This is a genomic window from Pinisolibacter sp. DMC19 (assembly GCF_056313985.1).
The window spans coordinates 30,654-53,419 of record NZ_JBQUZF010000004.1; the positions used below are offsets into that span (position 1 = coordinate 30,654).

14 protein-coding genes, 1 tRNA gene and 3 pseudogenes are annotated in these 22,766 nt (G+C 65.1%); 10 read left to right on the forward strand and 8 right to left on the reverse strand.

Annotation, left to right across the window (positions count from 1 at the left end):
* Position 1 precedes the first annotated feature (1 nt).
* Positions 2-4,333: a chemotaxis protein CheB gene (locus ACT53U_RS11330; protein WP_476155145.1), complete on the reverse strand. Its 4,332-nt coding sequence runs from the start codon at positions 4,331-4,333 to the stop codon at positions 2-4.
* A gap of 445 nt (positions 4,334-4,778) precedes the next feature.
* On the opposite strand from ACT53U_RS11330, the gene ACT53U_RS11335 reads away from it, so the two are divergent.
* The gene (locus ACT53U_RS11335) at positions 4,779-4,991 is read left to right on the forward strand and encodes a hypothetical protein (protein ID WP_476155147.1); all 213 of its coding nucleotides are present in this window, start codon (positions 4,779-4,781) and stop codon (positions 4,989-4,991) included.
* 193 nt (positions 4,992-5,184) lie between these two features.
* Positions 5,185-5,788 (forward strand): annotated as a pseudogene (locus ACT53U_RS11340) (transposase); the annotation flags it as partial.
* A 208-nt stretch (positions 5,789-5,996) separates the two neighbouring features.
* On the opposite strand, the gene ACT53U_RS11345 reads toward ACT53U_RS11340, so the two are convergent.
* Complete coding sequence (locus tag ACT53U_RS11345) at positions 5,997-6,557, reverse strand: GNAT family N-acetyltransferase (protein ID WP_476155149.1); 561 nt, start codon at positions 6,555-6,557, stop codon at positions 5,997-5,999.
* 60 nt (positions 6,558-6,617) lie between these two features.
* Positions 6,618-7,685, reverse strand: coding sequence for a hypothetical protein (locus ACT53U_RS11350; RefSeq protein WP_476155150.1), 1,068 nt, complete (start codon positions 7,683-7,685; stop codon positions 6,618-6,620).
* Between the two features lie 514 nt (positions 7,686-8,199).
* Between ACT53U_RS11350 and ACT53U_RS11355 the strand changes: the two genes are divergently transcribed.
* Positions 8,200-8,439, forward strand: a complete 240-nt coding sequence (locus ACT53U_RS11355; RefSeq protein ID WP_476155152.1) for a hypothetical protein — start codon at positions 8,200-8,202, stop codon at positions 8,437-8,439.
* 91 nt (positions 8,440-8,530) lie between these two features.
* Positions 8,531-8,683, forward strand: a complete 153-nt coding sequence (locus tag ACT53U_RS11360) for a hypothetical protein (protein ID WP_476155154.1) — start codon at positions 8,531-8,533, stop codon at positions 8,681-8,683.
* Positions 8,684-8,789: 106 nt separating this feature from the next.
* On the opposite strand, the pseudogene ACT53U_RS11365 reads toward ACT53U_RS11360, so the two are convergent.
* The 3 genes and pseudogenes from ACT53U_RS11365 to cpdR form a co-directional block, all read right to left on the reverse strand.
* Positions 8,790-9,188 (reverse strand): annotated as a pseudogene (locus ACT53U_RS11365) (helix-turn-helix domain-containing protein); the annotation flags it as partial.
* Between the two features lie 268 nt (positions 9,189-9,456).
* Positions 9,457-9,531 (reverse strand) — tRNA-Val (locus ACT53U_RS11370).
* A 130-nt stretch (positions 9,532-9,661) separates the two neighbouring features.
* The gene (gene cpdR / locus ACT53U_RS11375) at positions 9,662-10,021 is read right to left on the reverse strand and encodes a cell cycle two-component system response regulator CpdR (RefSeq protein ID WP_476138239.1); all 360 of its coding nucleotides are present in this window, start codon (positions 10,019-10,021) and stop codon (positions 9,662-9,664) included.
* 207 nt (positions 10,022-10,228) lie between these two features.
* Here cpdR and ACT53U_RS11380 point away from each other — a divergent pair, with 207 nt between their 5' ends.
* Both ACT53U_RS11380 and hisN read left to right on the forward strand, forming a co-directional pair.
* A complete protein-coding gene (locus tag ACT53U_RS11380; RefSeq protein WP_476155156.1) occupies positions 10,229-11,122 on the forward strand; it encodes an N-formylglutamate amidohydrolase in 894 nt (297 codons plus the stop codon).
* Positions 11,123-11,568: 446 nt separating this feature from the next.
* Positions 11,569-12,366 carry a histidinol-phosphatase gene (hisN, locus tag ACT53U_RS11385; protein ID WP_476155158.1) on the forward strand — a complete coding sequence of 266 codons (798 nt, stop codon included), beginning with the start codon at positions 11,569-11,571 and terminating at the stop codon, positions 12,364-12,366.
* A gap of 240 nt (positions 12,367-12,606) precedes the next feature.
* On the opposite strand, the pseudogene ACT53U_RS11390 reads toward hisN, so the two are convergent.
* Positions 12,607-13,491: pseudogene (locus ACT53U_RS11390) on the reverse strand (alpha/beta fold hydrolase); the annotation flags it as partial.
* A 280-nt stretch (positions 13,492-13,771) separates the two neighbouring features.
* Here ACT53U_RS11390 and ACT53U_RS11395 point away from each other — a divergent pair.
* A complete protein-coding gene (locus ACT53U_RS11395; RefSeq protein ID WP_476155160.1) occupies positions 13,772-14,275 on the forward strand; it encodes an Hsp20 family protein in 504 nt (167 codons plus the stop codon).
* Positions 14,276-14,476: 201 nt separating this feature from the next.
* Positions 14,477-14,764 (forward strand): Dabb family protein, encoded by a 288-nt coding sequence (locus tag ACT53U_RS11400; RefSeq protein ID WP_476155162.1) that lies wholly within the window; start codon positions 14,477-14,479, stop codon positions 14,762-14,764.
* Positions 14,765-14,804: 40 nt separating this feature from the next.
* On the opposite strand, the gene ACT53U_RS11405 is transcribed toward ACT53U_RS11400, so the two are convergent.
* Positions 14,805-15,857 carry a threonine aldolase family protein gene (locus tag ACT53U_RS11405; protein WP_476155164.1) on the reverse strand — a complete coding sequence of 351 codons (1,053 nt, stop codon included), beginning with the start codon at positions 15,855-15,857 and terminating at the stop codon, positions 14,805-14,807.
* Positions 15,858-16,291: 434 nt separating this feature from the next.
* Here ACT53U_RS11405 and gltB point away from each other — a divergent pair, with 434 nt between their 5' ends.
* Positions 16,292-21,037 (forward strand): glutamate synthase large subunit, encoded by a 4,746-nt coding sequence (gltB, locus tag ACT53U_RS11410; RefSeq protein WP_476155166.1) that lies wholly within the window; start codon positions 16,292-16,294, stop codon positions 21,035-21,037.
* A 129-nt stretch (positions 21,038-21,166) separates the two neighbouring features.
* Entirely contained in the window at positions 21,167-22,585 is a 1,419-nt protein-coding gene (locus ACT53U_RS11415) for a glutamate synthase subunit beta (protein WP_476155168.1), read from the forward strand.
* Positions 22,586-22,766 lie beyond the last annotated feature (181 nt).

Sequence of the window (22,766 nt, forward strand, 5' to 3'; positions counted from 1 at the left end):
GTCAGTCGTCGATCTCGGCGATCAGGCGCGCCAGCGCGGGCAGCGACGCCGCTCCGGTCTTGCGCATGATCGCGGCGCGATGGTTCTCGACCGTCCGCTGGCTGATGCCGAGATCGAAGGCGATGTTCTTGCTCGGATGCCCGGCGAGGACCAGGTCCATGATCTGGATCTGGCGCGGCGTCAGGTCGGCGACGCGGCGTCCGGCCGCCGCGCGCGACGCCGCATGCATCTCGTCGTCGCGCGCATGGTCCAGCGCCCGCCGGACGCAAGCCAGCAGTTCGGCGCGATCGACCGGCTTTTCCAGGAAGTCGACCACGCCCAGTTTCATCGCCTCGACCGCCTTGGCGACATCGCCATGGCCGGTGATCATGATCGAGGGCAGCGAGAGCCCCTCGACGTCGAGCCGGTGAAGCAGTTCGAGACCGCTCATGCCCGGCAGCGCGGCGTCGATCAGCAGGCAGGCGTCGCCGCTCGACCGGTAGGCCGCGAGAAAGGCCTCGCCGCTGTCGCAGGTCTCGACCGACAGCCCTTCCGCCGTCAGCGTCGCCCCCATCGTCTCGCGGACACCGGCGTCGTCGTCGACCAGCCAGACCTGCACCGTCGGCACGGCCGGTGGCGCCGCGTCGATCTTCGCCGTGCGTTCGCCGGGTCTCGACGGGTGCGACAGCAGACGGTCGACGACGGCGAGCAGGGCCGTGGTCGTCACCGGCTTGTCGAGGTGCACGCAGCCCCGGTCGGTGATCTCGCGCAGCGTGTCGGGCGAGATGTCTCCGGTCAGGATGATCGCCGGCACGGCGTGCCGAACCGCCTCGCGCAACCGCGTCACGACCTCGAGCCCGTCGATGCCGCCCGGCAGATTGAAGTCGGCGAGCACCAGATCGGGCCGCGCGGTTCCCTCGACCACCGGTTCCAGCGCGGCGGCACCATCGGACGCGGCGACGACGAGATGACCTTCGCGCTCGAGGACCAGTTCCAACAGATCGCGCACGTCCGGCTCGTCCTCGACCAGCAGGATCGATCCGGCCCTCCGCCTGCCCGCGGCCGTCGGCGGGATGGTATCGGCACCGGGGCCCGGCCGACGCGCGGCGCCGTTCGCCGCTTGTGGCACGTCGATCGTGAAGACCGATCCGCGATCCGGGCGCGATCGGACGTGGATGCGGTGGTCGAGCAGGTCGCCGAGGCGCTGGACGATCGACAGGCCGAGGCCGAGGCCACGGGTGCGGTCGCGTCCGGCATTGTCGATCTGATGATACTCTTCGAAGATCGCCCGGAGTTCGTCCGCGGGAATGCCGATGCCGGTGTCCCAGACCTCGATGCACACGGTCGCACCGCGCCGCCGGCATCCGAGCAGCACCTTGCCGTGCTGGGTGTACTTCAACGCGTTGGCCAGAAGATTGCGGAGCATCTGCTCGAGCAGGCGCCGGTCGGTACGTACCGTCAGGGTCGACGGGAAGACCCGCAGCGTCAGTCCCTTGGTCTCGGCCGCATAGGCGAACTCGCCGTTCATGCGGGCGAAGACCTCGCCGATCGCGACGTCGTCGACCCGGACGTGGACCGTCCCCGCCTCGATCTGGTTCATGTCGAGCAGCGTGTCGATCATGCCGGTCATGGCGCCGAGCGCATCCTCGAGCCGACCGACCAACCGCTCGGCGCGCTCGCCCTTGACCGCCTCGGCGAGCAGGCCCTGCAACAGGCAGAGCGTCTGCAACGGTTGGCGCAGATCGTGGTTGGCGGCGGCGAGGAAACGCGACTTGGCCAGACTGGCCTGCTCGGCACGGCGTTTGGCGGCATCCAGCGCTTCCGCCGTGCGCCGCCGTTCGGTGACGTCGACGAAGGTGATGACCACCCCGGCGATGCGATCGTCGAGCGTCCGGTAGGGCAGAACCCGGCGGATGAACCACAGGTCGTTCGGCGCCTCGATCTCGCGCTCGATCGGCGTCCCGTCGCGCATCACCGCGCGCGCGTCGGCGAGCAGGGCTTCGTCGTGGGCGAGGAAGCGCAGATCGGCGAGCGGCCGTCCGACGTCGCCGGCGATGATGCTGAAGAGCGACCGGATCGCCGGCGTGAAGAAGCGGATGTCGAGGTTGGTGTCGAGGAACAGGGTCGCGACGTCGGTCGAGTTGAGGACGTTCTGCAGATCGCTCGAGGTGGTGCGATGGCGCTCCAGCGTCTCCTGGAGCTGGCCGTTGAGGGCGGTCAGTTCCTCGTTGAGCGATTGGAGCTCCTCCTTCGAGGTCAACAGTTCCTCGTTGGTCGACTGGAACTCCTCGTTGGCCGAGAGCGCCTCCTCGTTGACCACCTTCTGCTCTTCGAGCGAGAACTCCAGGCTGCCGATCGCCCCCTGCAGTTCCCGCCGCGTGGCGTCGAGCTCGCGCTCGAGTTCGGCGACGCGCGGATCGGCGTCGCCGTCGGCCGGTCGGTCGCGGCGTCCGGGCGGTCCCGGTCGGTCGACGAAGCAGACGAGGAACATCGCTTCGCCCAGTTCGTGCACCGGCCGGACGTCGATCGCGAAGGCGACGTCCTCGCCGTCGCGTTGGAAGACGCCGCCGTCGACGACGACGCGCGCGTCCTCCTCGGCGGCGCGCCCGATCGCCGAGCGCAGCTTGATGCGCAGGGGATCGGACACCAGAGCGAAGAGGTCGTGGCTGGGCGAGCCGGGCGCCAGACGCAGGTGTCGGTCGATCGGCCCGAGCGTGTAGAGGCATTCGTAGTCGCGATCGATCAACACCGCCGCGGGCGCGTGGGTTTCGATCACCAGGCTGCGGCAGAGATCGGCAAGCGACGACTGGCGCTTCGGCGTCCGCTCCGCATGGCGGCGGAGCGCCGGAGCGATGCCGGTACCACCCGACACCGGGCCGAAGTCTCCCGATCGACCGGGGCCGATCCGGCGGAAGAGACGCCCGGGCTTGGGCTGCGCCTCGAAGCGCTCGTCGTCGCCGGCGGTCTCGGCGCTGCCGAGCAGCAGCAGGCCGCCCTCGCGAAGAGCGAAGTGGAACAGCGCCAGGACCTTCTGCTGCGCTTCGCTTCCCAGATAGATCAACAGGTTGCGGCAGGACACCAGATCGAGGCGGGAGAACGGCGGATCGGCGAGCACGTCCTGCACGGTGAAGACCACGACGCCGCGCAGGTCGGGCGAGACGCGGAATCCGTGCTCCTCCCGGGTGAAGAACCGGGCGAGCCGCTCGGCGGAGAGGTTGGCCGCCACGGTCGCCGGATAGAGCCCTTCGCGCGCCACCGCCACCGCGTCGGCATCGACGTCCGAGGCGAAGATCTGGAGCCTGATGGTGCGCTTCGAGGCCTCGATCGCCTCGAGGAACAGCATGGCGAGGGAGTAGGCCTCCTCGCCGGTGCTGCATCCCGGCACCCAGACGCGGATCGGGTGATCGGGCGCGCGGTCGCCCACCAGATCGGGCACGATCGTCGCCGCCAGACGCTCGAACACCTCGGCGTCGCGGAAGAACTCGGTGACGTTGATCAGCAGGTCGGCGGCGAGCACGCTCAGCTCCGACGGATCGTCGCGCAGGGTCGCGAGATAGGCGTCGACATCGACGCTGCCCGTCGCCACCACCCGCCGCTCGATCCGTCGCCTCAGAGTGCCGGGCTTGTAGAGGCGGAAGTCGTGCGGCGTCCGCGTCCGCAGGAGCTCGACGATGTCGGCGAGGCGATCGGGCGAACCCGACGGGACCGCCTCGGCGCCGCCATGCTCCGCGGTCGCCCGGTGACGGGCGATCAGGGCCGGGCCGATCTCGTCGACCGGCAGGATGCTGTCGACCGTGCCGGTGGCGATGGCGCTGCGCGGCATGCCGTCGAAACCGGCCTCGGCCGGGTCCTGGACGACGACGAAGCCACCGGCGTCCTTCACCGCCTTCAGGCTGCCGCTGCCGTCGGCGCCGGAGCCCGACAGGACGACCGCGATCGCCCGCGGCCCGTGGTCGCGCGCCAGCGACGCGAGGAAGGCGTCGAAGGGCAGCCGCGCGCCGTGACGGGCGGCCGGGCGGGAGACGCGGAGCACGCCGCCGTCGACCGTCAGCTCGGTGCCGGGCGGAATGAGATGGAGGTGGTCGGGGCGGAGCGGCTCGCCGTCGCGCGCGGCGGCGACGGTCATCGTGGTGTGACCGGCGAGGAGATCCGCCATCAGGCTCTCGTGGTGGGGGTCGAGGTGCTGCACCAGCACCATCGCCATGCCGTGGCCCGCCGGCAGGAAGGTCAGCATCCGCCGACACGCCTCGAGCCCGCCCGCCGAGGCGCCGATGCCGACCACGGTGAGGCCGTCGCGCGGTTCGGCCGGTGGTGTCGCGGTATCGGTGGGCGGAGCCGGCTGGTCGTTCGACATGCGACGCACACTCTCCGAGGGATCCACTTCTGACGGTGGATCTCTTGCGATCGTAACACGTTCCCGGTGTGTCCGACGAGAATTCGGCGAGCGCCCGCGCTTTCGCCGTGAGTAGATTCCGATCCTGTGCGCCGACGGGACCGGCGACCACGATCCGGTCGGGTCGCAGCCTGCCGTTCCGACGGAAGTGGTGAGAGACGCCCCTCGTCCCCGGCCTCGGACGACGACTGCGATCCGCCGGACGGTGTTCGTGCCCCCCGCCACACGGCTCCGGCGTTTCGTCCCGGCCGAACCGCCATGCTCGCATCGGACCCTCTCCATCGGAGAGCCGACCGGCGGCCGGCGCGACGGATCTTCTCACCGAAGGGCAGGCTGGCTTCGACCTCGTCGCCGCGGCTCGCCCCGAGCCGTCGGTGCCTTCAACCTCACCAAAGGACGACCGGTCATGATCGCCATCTCGAGAAAGCTCCTTCTGCCCTTCGTGCTGACCCTCATGCTGGGGGGCTGCGCCGACGTCTACGGCTCCCGCATGGTCGACGGTTCCGGCATGTACGGCACCCCGGGTGTCATGATGTCGGACGGCAGCCGGCGGCACCACCGCGCCCATGCCTGCCACTACAGCCCTGCTCTCGACCGACGCGTCTGCCGCTATCGCTGACCCGGCCGACGATCGACCGTGCATCCGTCGCCGGGCCCCCCGCTCGGCGACGGCGTCCGGCAGGGACTGCGCCCGTGCCCGTCCCCACGGCACCGGCAATCCCGGCCGCGAGAGCGAACTCGGAGCCGGATGAAACTCGGGGCAACGTCAAGAGCTTCCGTCGCCGCGACGTAGTCGGTTCCGGCGAACCACTCCCTCCGACGGCGGATCGTCCGGCACGCCGGCCGAGGGCGACCATGGCGAGGTCGACTTTCACGGAGAAAGGCGGTCGAACGCGACGCACGCCTCGAACAGCGATCCCGATGCGATGCTCTATCGCAAGAGTCCGGGCGCCCGCGCGGTGCTCTGCTATATGGGCCACGTGCTGATGGAGAACCGCAACGGCCTTGTCATCGAAGTCGAAGCGACACGCGTTCCCGCCAATGCCGAACAAATGGCGGCGGTCGAGATGGTCGAGGGCGTCACCTCGGCGTTGGGCAAGAGGCACGTGACGGTCGGCGCCGACCGCGGCTTCGCCCCCCCGAGACTTCGTCGAGGATCTGCGCGAACTCGGTGCCACGCCGCCCGTCGCGCAGAATACCTCAAGGCGCAGCTCTGCGATCGACGGACGGGCGACGCGGCATCCCAGCTACGCGCTCAGCATCCGGATTTGAAAACGCATCAAGGAGGTGTTCGGCTGGGTCAAGGCATCGGCCGGACAGAGGAAGACCAAGTTCCGAGGGTTCCCGGAGGTGCATTTCACTTTTGCTGTGGCGGCCTACAACCTCGTCCGATTACCCAAGCTCCTCGCCTCATGAAAGAGGAAGGGCGAGAAGGCTGCGGTCAGGGTGGCACCGAAAGGTCAGAGTCGACCGCCCTGCGCCACCGAAATCACCCGATCACGAAGGCCACACGTTAACCGAGGGCAAATTTCATTACCCTGATAACCCAAAATGGCCCCATGAAAATCCGAAAGACCAGTAACAATTTCAGAATAATGAGGGAGTTTTCATCCGGTATATGTGGCTAGCCTATCCGCCAAAGTTCACAAGTAGGGTTCGCACGCGACTGACTGTTGCCATCATTCTTGTTTACTACTTCATTATATCCAAATTCGATACGACCCGGCACATATACACCAATGTGCCTAGAAGTGAGATTAAAGTTATATTTATCAAAGATACGATAGAACATTTCAATCTTGCGATCACTTACGGTGAGATGCGGCTTGTCTGTATCAAGCCAATAAAGAAGCTTATCCATAATTCTGAGTCCCAGCCCACGCCCAATATAAGACGGAGCCACGCGTATCGTGCATATTTTTTTCTCAGTCCGATCCTTCTTTCCGATGCCTATACCTACTATCTCTCCGTGCCTTTCTATCGGCAAAATCAGGCGTGTACCGTTAGCCAGCCCGGGTAAAACTTTATGAAAATACCATCCTTTAATACCAGGATAATCATCTGACAGCGGGTGCATAAAGGAAAATAGCCTGTCGTATCCACTAGCGAACCCTCCAACCTCTAGATGACACGCCGGCAAATCATCGGCTTCATGCTCATATTTGAGTTTAGCGCTCGTGATCATCGGATCGAAATCCCCAAATTTTACTTGTAAACTACCGCTTTAACAGCGATTCGCATAGCCCTAATCCGACTTCGATGGAGGCTCTAGGGGGTGCTCGAATCGATTCGCCCCTCCTTCTCCGTGGGCTGGCGGGTCTGCGACGGGAACATGAGTTACGGCTGTCGGCGAAACTCGTGCGGGGGCTACCGGTAAAGCAGAATTCCCCGAGCAGGGAGCGGCGGGGTAAAATGCACTAAACAACATACTTGCAAGAAGGCTCCCGAGAATAGATAGAATAACTACAAAAATTGTATAAATAAGCAGCGTTAACCAGTTAGCTTTTCTGACATGAATCTTCATGAAAGCAGAAAAATCATAGAATTTTCCAATTTCTTCTGTTGAAATTGGCTTCTTCCAGTGATATACAGTCATGTTTTTCGGGGCCCCACCTTTGATGTATGGGTCCCATATCTTATTTTCAAGTCTTCTGAATTTTACTGATTGTTGATTGTCAACCGTTAGGTTGCAGTGCGAGGGTAGCGCAGCCAAAAATGTTGTATTTCCGAGCTTTACTTTGTTTTCTACAAAGCATTTTTGAATCAATTCATCTATCTCGTCTGGTAGCGTTCTGGCTTCATTGATTCTGAAATCAATAAATTCAACTACTTCGAATCCACTCAAAAGATGCCTGTCGCCTGGAACGACTGATCCAAAAAAAGGATTTTCGCCATCTTTCGGTAGGGCGATTCTGAAGCGGAAATAAAAATTCCCGTTTTCATCGACTCCATGGCCGTTAATCCGGTCTATAACTCTCTTTTTTATCTTTATTATTGTCCCTTTATATTCGCCTTCGCTGAAATCATCCGTTTCTATGTCGTCTGATATTTTTGAAGAAAATACATTTACTCGACAGAATATTTTGTTTGAAGATTTTAGGTCTACCCATTTTATGGAAGCAGAAGATGACGGTGGCTTCTCCGCAGAAAGATTTTCGTTAAATACACCTTGAGCAAGGCTAGTGTTCGAAAATAGTCCGCCCAAGTCTGAGATTGCTTCATGTGTTAAGGGGAAGGGCATGAATATATTTATGGATTCAATTTTATTCACATGAGATATAAGAAGTCCGATGTCCAATAGGTCGGACTTCATGGTGTTTTTCTTGTCGCCGTTGTGCTTCAAGCCGGAGACGCGCCAATAGTTGACGTGAATTTCGCATTCCGTTTCTTGACTCGAACTTATTGTGTCGCACCAAACGCCGATACTCCAGTTTGAACCACTCATCGCAAAAGCCCCAACGACTCAAGATTGTTAACAGCTAGCATGTAATTTCCGGGACGTAAAATGGAGGTTGCGTCGGGCGGTGCCTTCTAGGAGCTTGAGTAGCTTTGTATCTCTGATCTTGATACAATTACGGCGTCAAATGTCGGGAGGCGCTTCGAGCGCCATGTGTTTGCTACTTCTATGTTGAAGCGCGTCTATCATGAAGAATGTAATTATTAGTATTAGTCCTCGTTTCGTGAGCCTTATATCTTCGCTAGAGAAAAAGGTTGAGGTAAGGAGGCGGTTCACACTCCGCGTCGGCTCGGGCTCTATTGCGTTAATTTACGCAACCCGACCGGTTAGTTCATTGATTGGGTGGTCTGTATTGTCTGGGGTAAATAAAATGAGTGTAGATAGTATTTGGAGTAATTACGGTAATGAAATTTCTGTTCATGAAAATGAATTTTATGAATATTTTAAGGGAATTGAAACTGGGTATGCAATAATGTTAGGGGGGTTTCATTCTTTGTCGCAAAAGATTGGGGCAAGAGATCTGCTCTGTAACTACCATATTTCAGTTCCACAGTCTTATTCTTTTGTTGGCGAAGCAGAGATGAATCGTATTTGCGCTGAACGTCGCTGATGCCTAGGAAACATGAGGGTGCGCTATGGATACCGGCGAACAGAATGATGAAGTATATGCGGGTCGCTTTCTGGATATGTGCGAGGAGTATATGCTGAAGACGGACCGTAAAGACAGGGGGTCTCTTGTTGATTTTTTTGAAAGAATGAAAGTAAATGTCGATAAAAGTGTATGGCCAGAGCGTATGACGCCGAACAATCTCGCAGAAATATTTGAGAATCGCCAGTTAAAAGGGCCGGCCTGAGTCTCGCCTACACTGCTGTGACCCCCATCTCTCATCCAGCTGAGACCGGAGTCCTCGGGTGAGTGGTCCGCCCCCCAACCTTGGAGCACCGGATGGAAGAGTTTCCGGCCTTCCGGATCTTCTGAATCGTGGAGACCGCCAAACCGGCGACTTTGGCCATGGCGCGAACCGTCCAATGCGTCGCCTCGAAGGGTGGCGGCTTCAGCGTCATGGCGACCACGGTCGAGGTCTTGGCGTCCGCGACGGGTGTTTGGCCGGGAGGGGGTGTCTTGTCGCGCAGGAGGCCGTCGACGCCTTCCTTCATGAAGCGCGCCTGCCAGCGCCAGACGGTCGTCTTCGCCGTGCCGGTCTCGCTCATGATCGCGCTCGTGCCGACGCCGTCGGCGGTCAGCAGCGCGATCCGGGCGCGCCAGACGTGTTTCTGTGCCGTATTGCGATCCGCAACCAGAGCGTCGAGCCGCCGCCGGTCAGCATCGCCAAGAGTGATCGAGATCCCATTGCGCATGCGCCAGACTCGCACATGCCACCATCGAGCGGAATCCCTCTTCGGACTCTTCCGTCTCGGTCAATCCACGAGAAGCAACCGTCCAGCCACCACGACGGCGCGTGGTGGCGGTGGTGATCGGTGCCATACGGTAAGCTGGCCGCTTCTTGCAGCCTTGCTTTCCCAAATGCAGCCGCCGCCTGCCGCCAGACTGCCGCGAACTACTTCGGTGCGGAGAAAGGAAGATCCTGAAAAGGCCGATAATTCAGCATTTTCAGGATTTTAGTGGTGGTGGGCGTGACAGGGATCGAACCTGTGACCCCTACGATGTCAACGTAGTGCTCTCCCGCTGAGCTACACGCCCGAACCACTCGGTGCCGCGACATCGGGATCGCCGCGGCGAGGGGGTCTATAACGAGGTTTGACGGAGGCTGCAAGCCTTCACGCGCGGTCCGTGGACAACTTTCCACGGCCCCACCCCGAAACCGGCGGAATCACGCCGCCAGGAGCTTCTCGACCTCGCGCACCAGATCGCGCAGGTGGAAGGGCTTCGACAGGATCTTTGCGTCTTTCGGGGCCTGGCTGTCGGGGTTCAGCGCCACGGCGGCGAAGCCGGTGATGAACATGACCTTCAGGTCCGGATCGAGCTGCGTGGCGCGGCGGGCGAGCTCGATGCCGTCCATCTCCGGCATCACGATGTCGGTGAGGAGCAGGGTGAAGGGCTCTTCGCGCAGGCGCTCGTAGGCCGAGCGGCCGTTGTCGTAGGACACCACCTCGTAGCCGGCGTTGACCAGCGCCTTCGCCAGGAAGCGGCGCATGTCGTTGTCGTCCTCGGCGAGAATGATGCGCGCCATCGGGTCCATTTCGTCTCTTCCAGTTGGCGGTGAATTCATTCGATCATAAGGGACCGAGTGCGGTAAACATCCGGTGAAACGGCGACGGCATTCGTGCCGTCCCCTGTTCGAATGCGACCTTTCGTACCATTGTGGACAGGAAAGGCGGCCGAAGGCAAATTGTTCGACGGCTCGGGTGGTGCGTCGTTGCGCGCGTGAGGGAGACGGGTGTTGCAGATCGTTCGGGACTTTCGGGAGCATCCCGCCTTCGATCTCAGGGTGCCGGAGACCCCGGCCGCACCGATCCTGCTCGACAGTCCCCATTCGGGCGCGGTCTACCCGGCCTCGTTCCTGGTCGAGACCCGGCTCGACACCCGCGCCGTCCGGCGCTCGGAGGACGCCTACGTCGACGAGTTCTGCCTGCCTTCTGCCGAACGCGGCATCGCGGTGCTGCGCGCCCATTTCCCGCGCGCCTATCTCGACGCCAATCGCGAGGCGCTGGAGCTCGATCCGGGGATGTTCTCGGGCGCGCTGCCCGACGGCGCCAACACCACGTCTCCGCGTGTCGCCGCCGGCCTCGGCACCATCCCGCGGATCGTCTCGGAACGCGAGGAGATCTACGGCAGCCGCATTCCCGTCGGCGAGGCGATGGAGCGGATCGACGGGCTGTGGCGGCCCTATCACGCCGCACTCGGCGACACGCTCGCCGGCCTCAGGCGACGGTTCGGTCTCGCCGTGCTGATCGACTGCCATTCGATGCCGACCACGCCGCGCGCGATCGTCGGCGATCCCAGGGCCGAGATCGTGCTCGGCGACCGCAACGGCACCAGCTGCGACGGGCGGCTCACCGACATTGTCTCTTCGCTCTTCCGCGAGGCCGGCTATCGCGTCGCCCGCAACAAGCCCTATGCCGGCGGCCACATCACCGAGCACTACGGTTGGCCGTCCGGCGGCGTCCATGCGCTGCAGATCGAGATCGCCCGCTCGCTCTACATGAACGAGACGACGCTGGCGAAGACGGCGGGCTTCGAACGGCTGAAGCGCGACATCACGGGAATCGTCGGCGAATTGGCGGGGTCTTGGCGCGGCATTTTCGATGGGACCGCCCTCGCCGCCGAATGAGGCGGTTTAGACGCAATCTCGACACAGTTTTGCCGCAGTGCAAACCAAAAAAAACGGGCCGCACGCGAAAGGCGGCGGCCCGAAAGTGGTATCAGGGAGGAAACGCCCGAGAAGGGCCCACGATCTGCTGCGAGGCAGCTGACCGCGATGCATTCGAGAATATATTGCGCTGCAAAAACGTCAAGCACGAATTTGCATTCATGCTAGTACTTTGACGAATGCGGTCATGCAAAAATTGCATGGCTTGATTTTCGACCCATCCATCGATGCAGAGGCCGGTGCATGCGTCCCCGTGTGAGCCGCAGGGCGAGGTCGCGGTGAACCATGTCGCGCGGTGCGGCGCGGGGGCGGTCGGCGAGGGGAGGGAGCGGCGCGGGCTCGCCCGCACTTGCCTCCGGGCGCGGTTCGTCGCATTGCAGGGGCGGGGCATCATTCGAGGACCGGCCATGGGCAATCCCGACCGCGACGACACGCTCGTCGCCTTTCTCGACCGGCTCGCCGACGCCGCCGGCGCGGCGATCCTGCCGCATTTCCGTTCGCGTCTCGCGGTGGAGAACAAGCTCGAGGGCGCGGCCTTCGACCCCGTCACCGTCGCCGACCGGGCGGCGGAAGAGGCGATGCGGGCGCTGATCCTGCGCAACCGGCCCGATCACGGCATTCTCGGCGAAGAATACGGCTCGGAGCGGCTCGACGCCGAACACGTCTGGGTGCTCGATCCGATCGACGGCACGCGCGCCTTCATCTCCGGTCTGCCGGTGTGGGGCACGCTGATCGGCCTGACTAGGGCCAAGCAGCCGGTGCTCGGCATGATGAACCAGCCCTTCACCGGCGAGCGCTTCGTCGGCGACGGCAAGCGGGCGTGGTATCGCGGGCCCGACGGCGCGCGCGATCTGAAGACGCGGGCCTGCGCGCGGCTCGAGGACGCGGTGCTCTTCACCACCTCGCCGTCGATCTTCGTCGAAGAGGAACGGGTGGCCTTCGACCGGGTCGAATCAGCGGTCCGGCTGTCGCGCTACGGGGTCGACTGCTACGCCTACTGCATGGTCGCCGCGGGCTTCGTCGACGTGGTGATCGAGAGCGGGCTCAAGCCCTACGACATCGTCGCCCTGATCCCGGTGATCGAGGGCGCCGGCGGCGTCGTCACCTCCTGGACCGGCGGCAGCGCCGCCGACGGCGGCCGCGTCGTCGCCTCCGGCGATCCCCGGCTCCACGACATCGTCCTTCGTCGTCTCGCCCTCGGCTGAGGCCGGGACGGGTTCCTCCGCGACGACGGTCGCCGCGACAGCGGCGGCCGTGACCACGGCGGCGGCCACGCCCGTTGCGACCTGCGCTTCGCTCGCGGTGACAGGGGCGGGGGTCGGCTCGGCCTCCGGTTCCGGCACGGGCGCCGGTGTCGGTGCGGCCTTCGGTTCCTCGATCTGCGTGCCGGGCACGAAGGCGTCGAAGGCGGCCCAGACCTGTTCGCGGTAGAGGTCGCGCTCGTGCAGCAGCTCGTGGCGGGCGCCGGGGATCACCATCAGTTCGGTCATGCGGGTCGCGACGACGAAGCGCTCGGCGGCACGGCCGTCGACGACCTCGTCGCGGCTCGCCGTGAGGACCAGCGTCGGCACGCGCCAGGCGTCGAGCGCGTCGGGGGCGAAGACGCGGTCCTGCGCGGCGAAGGCGGCGGCGAGCCAGCCGATGGTCGGCGAACCGATCGCCACCTGGCGATGGCTGCTCGACAGTTCCGCGGCGCGGGCGTGACGGACGGGGTCGGAGGTCAGGCGATTGCCGGCGAAGGGGCGGGTGTGGACGGCGGTGGCGCCGCCGCCGAAGACCCAGCTGCGGCCGAAGCCGAGATTGCGCAGCGTCTTGGCGAGCTTGCGGGCGAAGCCGACCGGTACGCCGAAGTCGCCCAGGCCGAAGAAGGGCGAGGCCATGACGATCCGCGAAACGTGAGGCGCGAGGCGGCCGATCTCGGCGGCGGCGATCAGGCCGCCGGTCGAATGGGCGAGGACGAAGAGCGGTCGCGGCAGCGCGGCGACGGGGCCGGCCAGCACGGCCTCGAGGTCGAGGCCATAGGCGCGGAAGGAGCCGACGTGGCCCTTGTGCGGGTGGCGGGTCAGCCGCTCCGAGCCGCCCTGGCCGCGCCAGTCGAAGGTGGCGACGGCGAAGCCGCGGACCTGGAGGTCGCGGATCGTCTCGAACCAGCGCTCGATGTATTCGCCGCGCCCCTGGAGGAGGAGCACCGTGCCGCGCGTTCGCGCCGCCAGCGGCGGGAAGGTCGCCCAGCGCAGGCCCGTGCCGTCGGGCGCCGTCAGCGTGCCGCAGGCGGCACCCGGCGGGATCGGATTGTCGGGATGGTCGAACAGGCGATCGAGGGCCGGCATCGTGGGTCGCGTCTCCGGGTCTGCCTTCGGACATAGCGCGGGGGCGACCGCTCCACAACCGAGCGCGCGGTCGCGCGCGGGGGGATCGGCGAAATTCCGCGGACGCCTCTTGAAAGGTCTCGCCCCCCTTCCCAGATCAGTCCAGCGGACGCCGAACGGGTCCGCGAGAGTGTTCGCCTCTCCCGGCGGCGCCAGAGAAAGACCGGAAGGTCAGAGGGTCGCGTGAGGAGAAGACGGCGAAGACTCGATTCATGTCGCTCGACTTGAAGGAGGACATCCCATGCGTATCGACTTCTCTCCGCTCTATCGCTCCACCGTCGGCTTCGATCGTCTGTTCTCGTTGATGGATACGATCGGCTCGGGCGAAACCTCGCAGCCGAACTGGCCGCCCTACGACATCGCTCGCACCGACGAGAACGCCTGGCGCATCACCATGGCGGTGGCGGGCTTCGGCGAGGCCGAACTCGGCATCGAACTCGAGCAGAACGTGCTCGCGGTGAAGGGTGCCAAGGAGGCGAAGACCGAAGGTGGCGACTATCTCTATCGCGGCATCGCCGCGCGCAGCTTCGAACGTCGGTTCCAGCTCGCCGATCACATGATCGTGCGGGGGGCTCGACTGGAGAACGGGCTGCTCCACATCGATCTCGTCCGGGAAATTCCCGAGACCCTGAAGTCGCGCCGCATTCCGATCGCCACGGCCGCCGAGACCAATTCGGCGAAGCCGATCGAGGCCACCCCCGCCTCGCCTGCGATCGAAGCAGCGCCGACCGTCGCCGCCGCCTGACGGCGAACGGGGGTCGCGCCTCACTCCCCCCGGAGGCTCGACCCCGAGACCCGATCGCCCCCCGGTCGGTTTCCCGCGCCCCGTCGTCCCCCACGGACGGCGGGGCGCCTTCGTTTCGCGGGGCCTCGCCCCCTTTGAAAGCCCGACGGGACCGGATAGAGGTGTTGCCGCAACGCTCCGATCGAGCCGAGAGGCCGCATCTTGATCCGACACGTCGTCTTCTTCACCGTCGCCGATCCGGCGAACCGCGCCCAGGTCGAGGCGGGTCTGAGGTTGCTCGAGACCAATCCCCATGCCCGCCGGCTGGTGGTCAGCGCCAACCTGAAGCGCGACATCTGGTCGAACGAGGTCGACTTCGTGGTCTACGGCGAGTTCGACGACGAGGCGGCGCTGACGGCCTACAAGGCGCATCCGGTCTATGCCGAATCGACGGCGCTGGTACGGCCGTTGCGCGACCAGCGCTTCGCTGCGGACTTCGTGATCGACTGACCGGCGGCGCCCACGCCGCGGCACGCGCGAAATCGCGCCGTCACCCCCGCAGCAGCTGCGCGAAGGCGGCGACTTCCATCTCCGTCGTGGCGAAGGACGTGACGAACCGCCAGAGCTTTTCGCCCGCCTGCGGCCGGTCCTCGGGGCCGAGGGCGGCGGTCGACCAGTCGTAGAAGCGGGCGCCTGCCGCCTGCAGGCGCTCGGCTTCCGTCCCGCTCATGAAGGCGAAGACTTCGTTGGCCTGCGGGCGCCAGGCGAGGCGGGCGCGCGGCGCGGCGGCGAGGGCGGTCGCGAGGCGGTCGGCCATGGCGTTGGCGTGGGCCGCGGCGGAGAGCCAGCGATCGTCGGCGAGCCAGGCCTCGAACTGGGCCGAGATCAGCCGCTGTTTGGAGACGAGCTGGCCCGACCGCTTGCGCAGGAAGGCGAGTTTCTCCTTCAGCGCGGGATCGAAGGCGACGATCGCCTCGGCCATCAGGCAGCCGCCCTTGGTGCCGCCGAAGGAGAGGACGTCGACGCCGGCCTTCCAGGTGGCTTCCGCCGGGGTGCAGCCGAGCCGGGCGATGGCGTTGCCGAAGCGGGCGCCGTCGAGATGGACGGCGAGGCGGTGGGCCTTCGCGACGTCGCAGAGGGCGGCGAGCTCGCCGGGCGCGTAGACCAGCCCATATTCGTTGGGTGAGGTCAGCGACAGGACCGAGAGCTCGCCGTGATGGAGCCCGCGCGGGATCTCGGCGAGGCGGGCGGCGAGGCCTTCCGCGTCGAGTTTGCCGCGTGTGCCGGGCAGGCGCAGCGTGCGGGTGCCGGCGAAGAACTCCGGCGCGCCGCATTCGTCGATCGCCAGATGTGCCTCCTCGTGTGCCAGGACCGCGCCCCAGGGCGGGGCGAGGGCGGCGATCGACAGCGCGTTGGCGGCTGTGCCGGTCGTGACCAGGAGGACGGTCACCTCGTGCTCGAAGAGCTCGGCGAGGCGCGCCTCGAGGCGGGCGGTCGTCGAGTCGGTGCCGTAGGCGGCGGCGGGGCCCTCGCGGCCGATCGCGGCGACGGCGTCGAGGACGGCGGGAAGGGCACCCGCCCAGTTGTCGGAGGAGAAGATCATGGGCCGAGCTTGGCATCACGACGAGGCGTCGACAAGCCGGACGGTCGTACAGCGCCCGCCCGCTCCGCCCAGTTTGGAGGCATTCTGACGACGCCCTCGGCATTTCTTCTTTTCAACACTTCTTGCGAAGGACGCGGTTTTCTGCGATGTTCCGGGCGAACCCAATAGGACAGTCTTGCTGACCTATTTTCTTCGAAGACCGGAAAAGCGGCTGATTTCTGCGGTTTTTTCAGGGTCTTGAAGAGGGCGAGCGACGCACCGGAACGGGGTGGACCCGAAACGGCCCGAGGCTTGCGAATGGGTTGCTCCCGGAAGCGGGGGGTGTTCCGGCGATCCCGCGGGTCTCGTGAGAGGCCTGCGGCAGACCCGTCTCCGCCCCGTATGAACTGCCGCCGCGACCCGACGGGTCCGGCCAGAAGCGAGGATGGATCCCCATGGAACGGATCGCGTCGGACAGCATTTCGCCCCTGCCCGAACTCGAAGGCGCAGGCCTTCCCGAGACGACCGCGGCGGCCGAGGCCAAAGTGTCGGCGCTGCCGCCGGCCCAGGGCATGTTCGATCCGGCCGAGAACCGTGACGCCTGCGGCGTCGGCTTCGTCGCCGACATCAAGGGCCGCAAGTCCCACGGCATCGTCAAGGATGCGCTCTACGTGCTCGAGAACCTCGAGCATCGCGGTGCGGTCGGCGCCGATCCGCTGATGGGCGACGGCGCGGGCATCCTCGTGCAGATCCCGCACGCGTTCTTCGCCGAGGAATGCGCCAAGCTCGGCTTCACCCTGCCGGAGGCCGGCCGCTACGCCATCGGCCAGTTCTTCCTGCCGCGCGACGCGGCGGAGCGCGAGCGTGCCATCGGCATCATCGAGCGTGCCGTCGGCTCCGAGGGCATGTCGATCATCGGCTGGCGCGACGTGCCGGTCGACAACTCCAAGCTCTCCGAGGGCGTGAAGGCGACCGAGCCGGTCCACAAGCAGATCTTCGTCGGCTGCACCCAGCCGCTCGCCGATCAGGAAGCCTTCGAGCGCAAGCTCTACATCGCCCGCAAGCTGCTCTCCGGCGACGTCTACGAGGCGGACTGGAACGGCGCGACCAAGCGCGACCAGGACAGCTTCTACGTCGTGTCCTTCTCGTCGCGCACCGTCGTCTACAAGGGCATGTTCCTCAGCTACCAGGTCGCGGCCTACTACCCCGACCTGTCGGACGAGCGCTTCGTGTCGGCGCTGGCGCTGGTGCATCAGCGCTTCTCGACCAACACCTTCCCGTCGTGGAAGCTGGCCCATCCCTATCGCATGGTCGCCCACAACGGCGAGATCAACACCCTGCGCGGCAACGTCAACTGGATGTATGCCCGTCAGGCGACCACCACGTCGAAGCTCTTCGGCGCGGACATCGAGAAGATCTGGCCGATCTCCTATGAAGGTCAGTCGGACACCGCCTGCTTCGACAACGCGCTCGAGTTCCTGCTGCGCGGCGGCTATTCGCTGCCGCACGCGGTGATGACGCTGATCCCCGAGGCGTGGTCGGGCAACGACCTGATGGACGAGGACCGCAAGGCCTTCTACGAGTATCACGCCGCCATCATGGAGCCGTGGGACGGACCGGCCGCGGTCTGCTTCACCGACGGCCGCCAGATCGGCGCGACGCTCGACCGCAACGGCCTGCGTCCGGCCCGCTACGTCATCACCGACGACGACCGCGTCATCCTCGCCTCGGAATCCGGCACGCTGCCGATCCCGGAGGAGAAGATCGTCGCCAAGTGGCGTCTGCAGCCGGGCAAGATGCTGCTGATCGACATGGATGCCGGTCGCATCGTCTCCGACGACGAGATCAAGAAGACCATCTCGACCGCCAACCCCTACGGCAAGTGGATCGACGAGACCCAGCTGGTGCTCGAAGACCTGCCGGAGGTGCCGGCGCGCGCGCCGAAGACGCTGGAGAGCCTGCTCGATCTGCAGCAGGCCTTCGGCTACTCCCAGGAGGACCTCAAGGTCCTGCTGCCGCCGATGGCCGTCACCGGTCAGGAAGCGGTCGGCTCGATGGGTACCGACACCCCGATCTCGGCGCTCTCCGACAAGTCGAAGCTGCTCTACACCTACTTCAAGCAGAACTTCGCGCAGGTGACGAACCCGCCGATCGACCCGATCCGCGAAGAGCTGGTGATGAGCCTCGTCTCCTTCATCGGCCCGCGTCCGAACCTGTTCGACCTCGAGGGCGCCGAAGCCCAGAAGCGTCTCGAAGTGCGTCAGCCGATCCTCACCAACGAGGATCTGGAGAAGATCCGCACCATCGAGAACGTCGAGGGTTCGGGCTTCAAGTCGATCACCATCGACATTTCCTATCCGGCGGCCAACGGTCCGGCCGGCATGCGTCCGGCGCTGGAGGCGATCTGCATCCAGGCGGAGGCGGCCGTCCGCATCTCGGCGACCGGTCAGGTCTACAACATCATCGTGCTCTCCGACCGCATGGTGGGGCGTGAGCGCATCGCCATCCCGGCGCTGCTCGCCACCGCCGCCGTGCATCATCACCTGATCCGCAAGGGCCTGCGCACCCGCGCCGGTCTGGTGGTGGAATCGGGCGAGCCGCGCGAGGTGCATCACTTCGCTCTGCTGGCCGGCTACGGCGCCGAGGCGATCAACCCCTATCTCGCCTTCGACACGCTGATCGCCATGAAGGATCAGTTCCCGGAGAACGTCGACGAGCACGAGATCGTCTATCGCTACATCAAGTCGATCGGCAAGGGCATGCTCAAGGTCATGTCCAAGATGGGTATCTCGACCTACCAGTCCTATTGCGGCGCGCAGATCTTCGACGCCGTCGGCCTGTCGTCGAAGTTCGTGAAGCAGTACTTCTTCGGCACCGCGACCAAGATCGAGGGCATCGGTCTCGACGAGGTGGCGAAGGAGACGGTGGAGCGTCACACCAAGGCGTTCGGCGCCGATCCGGTGCTGGCCTCGATGCTCGACGTCGGCGGCGAATACGCCCAGCGCATGCGTGGTGAAGCCCATGTGTGGACCGCCGGCACCGTCGCCGGTCTGCAGCACGCCGTGCGCAAGAACGACTTCGAGACCTTCCAGAAGGAGTTCTCCAAGCCGATCGACGAGCAGAACGAGCGTCTGACGACGATCCGCGGCCTGTTCCGCATCAAGTCGGCGGACGAGATCGGCAGCGCGGCGATCCCGCTCGAGGAGGTCGAATCGGCCGCCTCGATCGTCAAGCGCTTCGCCACCGGCGCCATGTCCTACGGCTCGATCTCGCGCGAAGCCCACACCACGCTCGCCATCGCGATGAACCGCATCGGCGGTCGGTCGAACACCGGTGAGGGCGGCGAGGAGGCGGATCGCTTCGTGCCGCTCGCCAACGGCGACTCGCTCCGTTCGGCGATCAAGCAGGTCGCCTCGGGCCGCTTCGGCGTCACGACCGAGTATCTGGTCAACTCCGACCAGATGCAGATCAAGATGGCGCAGGGTGCCAAGCCCGGCGAAGGCGGTCAGCTGCCCGGCCACAAGGTCGACGCGGTCATCGGCAAGGTGCGTCACGCCACCCCCGGCGTGCAGCTGATCTCGCCGCCGCCGCATCACGACATCTACTCGATCGAGGATCTGGCGCAGCTGATCTTCGACCTGAAGAACGTCAACCCGACCGCCGAGGTCTCGGTCAAGCTCGTCTCGGAAGTCGGCGTCGGCACGGTCGCCGCCGGCGTCGCCAAGGCGCGCGCCGACCACATCACCATCTCCGGCTTCGAGGGCGGCACGGGCGCGTCCCCGCTCACCTCGATCAAGCACGCGGGTTCGCCGTGGGAGATCGGCCTCGCCGAAACGCAGCAGACGCTGGTCATCAACGGTCTGCGCTCGCGCGTCGAGCTCCAGGTCGACGGTGGCGTGCGTACCGGTCGCGACGTGGTGATCGGTGCCATGCTCGGTGCCGACGCCTTCGGCTTCGCCACCGCGCCGCTGATCGCCGCCGGCTGTCTGATGATGCGCAAGTGCCACCTGAACACCTGCCCCGTCGGCATCGCCACGCAGGATCCGGTGCTCAGGAAGCGCTTCCTCGGCCAGCCCGAGCACGTCATCAACTACTTCTTCTTCGTCGCCGAAGAAGTGCGTCGCATCCTCGCCAGCCTCGGTTTCCGCAGCCTCGGCGAGATCACCGGCCGCACCGACATCCTCGACAAGAAGGCGTCGATCGCCCACTGGAAGGCCAAGGGTCTCGACTTCTCGCGTCTGTTCTACCTGCCCAAGGCGGAACGCACCGAGATGTTCCACACCCAGAACCAGAAGCACCCGATCGACGACGTGCTCGACCGCAAGCTGATCGCGCAAGCCCAGGTAGCGCTCGAAGAGCGCAAGCCGGTCCGCATCGAGACGGGCGTCATCAACGTCAACCGCTCGGTCGGCGCGATGCTGTCGGGCGCAGTGGCGAAGCGTTGGGGCCATGCCGGTCTGCCGGAAGACACGATCCACGTCACCCTCACGGGCACCGCGGGTCAGTCCTTCGGCGCCTGGGCGGCGCGCGGCGTGACGCTGGAACTGGTCGGTGACGCCAACGACTACGTCGGCAAGGGCCTGTCGGGCGGCCGTCTGATCGTCAAGCCGAACCCGGTCTCCAAGATCGTGCCGGAGAAGTCGATCATCGTCGGCAACACCGTGCTCTACGGCGCCATCGAGGGCGAGTGCTACTTCCGTGGCTTCGCCGGCGAGCGCTTCGCCGTCCGCAACTCGGGCGCCATCGCGGTGGTCGAGGGCGTGGGCGACCACGGCTGCGAGTACATGACCGGCGGCATCGTCGTCGTGCTCGGCCAGACGGGCCGCAACTTCGGCGCCGGCATGTCGGGCGGCATCGCCTACGTGCTCGACGAGGACGGTTCCTTCGTGAAGCGCGTCAACCTCTCGATGGTCGAGCTCGAGCCGGTGCCGGAAGAGGACGTCCTGCTCGAGAAGCTGCACCACCAGGGCGGCGACCTCGACTTCAAGGGCAAGGTCGACGTCACCGGCGACATGACCCGCCACGACGACGAGCGTCTGTGGCAGCTCATCTCCAGCCACCTCCACTGGACGGGTTCGGCCCGCGCCAAGGAGATCCTGGAGAAGTGGGAGGTCTTCCGGCCGAAGTTCGTCAAGGTCATGCCGGTCGAGTACCGCAAGGCCCTGCAGCGGATGGCGGCGGAGCGTCAGGCGGCCGAGTGATCCTCGGCCACGGGTGAACGGAGGGCCGACCACGGTCGGCCCTCGACATCAGACAACACCCGGCGACGATCCCCTCGGACGAGAGGGCGGGTCTGTCGAGCCGGACGAAACGATGATCGGAGTGACACGATGGGTAAGGTCACCGGCTTTCTCGAATACGACCGTCAGGAGCTGAAGTATCAGCCGGCGGCGGATCGCATTCGCCACTACAACGAGTTCACGCTGCCGCTCGGCCAGCCCGACGTCGAACGTCAGGCGGCGCGCTGCATGGAATGCGGCGTGCCCTATTGCCACCGCGGCTGCCCGGTCAACAACCAGATCCCGGACTGGAACGATCTGGTCTACGACGGCGACTACGAGACCGCGTCGAAGAACCTGCACTCGACCAACAACTTCCCGGACTTCACCGGCCGCATCTGCCCCGCGCCGTGCGAGGCGTCGTGCACGCTGAACCTGTTCGACTCGCCGGTCACCATCAAGACGATCGAGGCGACCATCGTCGAGAACGCCTGGGAGAAGGGCTGGCTGGCGCCGGAACTGCCCAAGACGAAGACCGGCAAGAAGGTGGCGATCGTCGGCGCCGGTCCGGCCGGTCTGGCGGCCGCCCAGCAGCTCGCCCGCGTCGGCCACGAGGTCCACGTCTTCGAGAAGAACGCCAAGGCCGGCGGTCTGCTGCGCTACGGCATCCCGGACTTCAAGCTCGACAAGTCCGTCGTCGAGCGCCGCGTCCAGCAGATGGTGGCGGAAGGCGTCGTCTTCCACTTCGGCAAGAAGGTCGGCGTCGACGTCGATGCCGCCACCCTCGTCGCCGATCACGACGCGGTGCTGCTGTCGGGCGGCTCCGAGAAGCCGCGCGATCTGCCGGCGCCGGGCCGCGAGCTCTCGGGCATCCACTTCGCCATGGAGTTCCTGCCGCAGCAGAACCGCCGTGTCTCCGACGAGCCGCTCGGCGACGTCGAGCCGATCCTGGCGGCCGGCAAGCACGTCGTCGTCATCGGTGGCGGCGACACCGGTTCGGACTGCATCGGCACCTCGGTGCGTCAGGGCGCCCTCTCGGTGACCCAGCTCGAGATCATGCCGCGTCCGCCCGAGAAGGAAGACAAGCTCGCGACGTGGCCGAACTGGCCGCTGAAGCTGCGCACGTCTTCCTCGCACGAAGAGGGCTCCGAGCGCATCTTCGGCGTCACGGCGACCAAGTTCGAGGGTGTCGACGGCCGGGTGAAGGAAGTGACGATCCAGGAGGTCGACGCCCGGTTCCAGCCGGTTGCGGGCACCGAGAAGGTGATCAAGGCCGATCTGGTGCTGCTCGCCATGGGCTTCGTCTCGCCGGTCCACGAGGGCATGCTGCAGTCGCTCGGTGTCGCGCTCAACGGCCGCGGCAACGTCGAGGCGAACGAAGAGGCCTACAAGACCTCGATCCCCAAGGTCTATGCGGCGGGTGACATGCGTCGCGGCCAGTCGCTGGTCGTCTGGGCGATCCGCGAGGGCCGTCAGGCGGCGCGTGCCATCGACCTCGACCTGATGGGCAAGACCGAACTGCCGCGCTGATCGGCATCGGTCCTCGCCAAACGATCACGGCGCGTCCCGCGGGGCGCGCCGTCTTCGTTTTCGGGGGCTGCTTTCGGCTTCTTTCGAAGGGATGGTGATCGTCTCGTCGCATCCGTTCGGCTTCATGTTGAGGTGCTCGGCAAAGCCGAGCCTCGAAACACGAAGCCTCGACGGGGCCGTG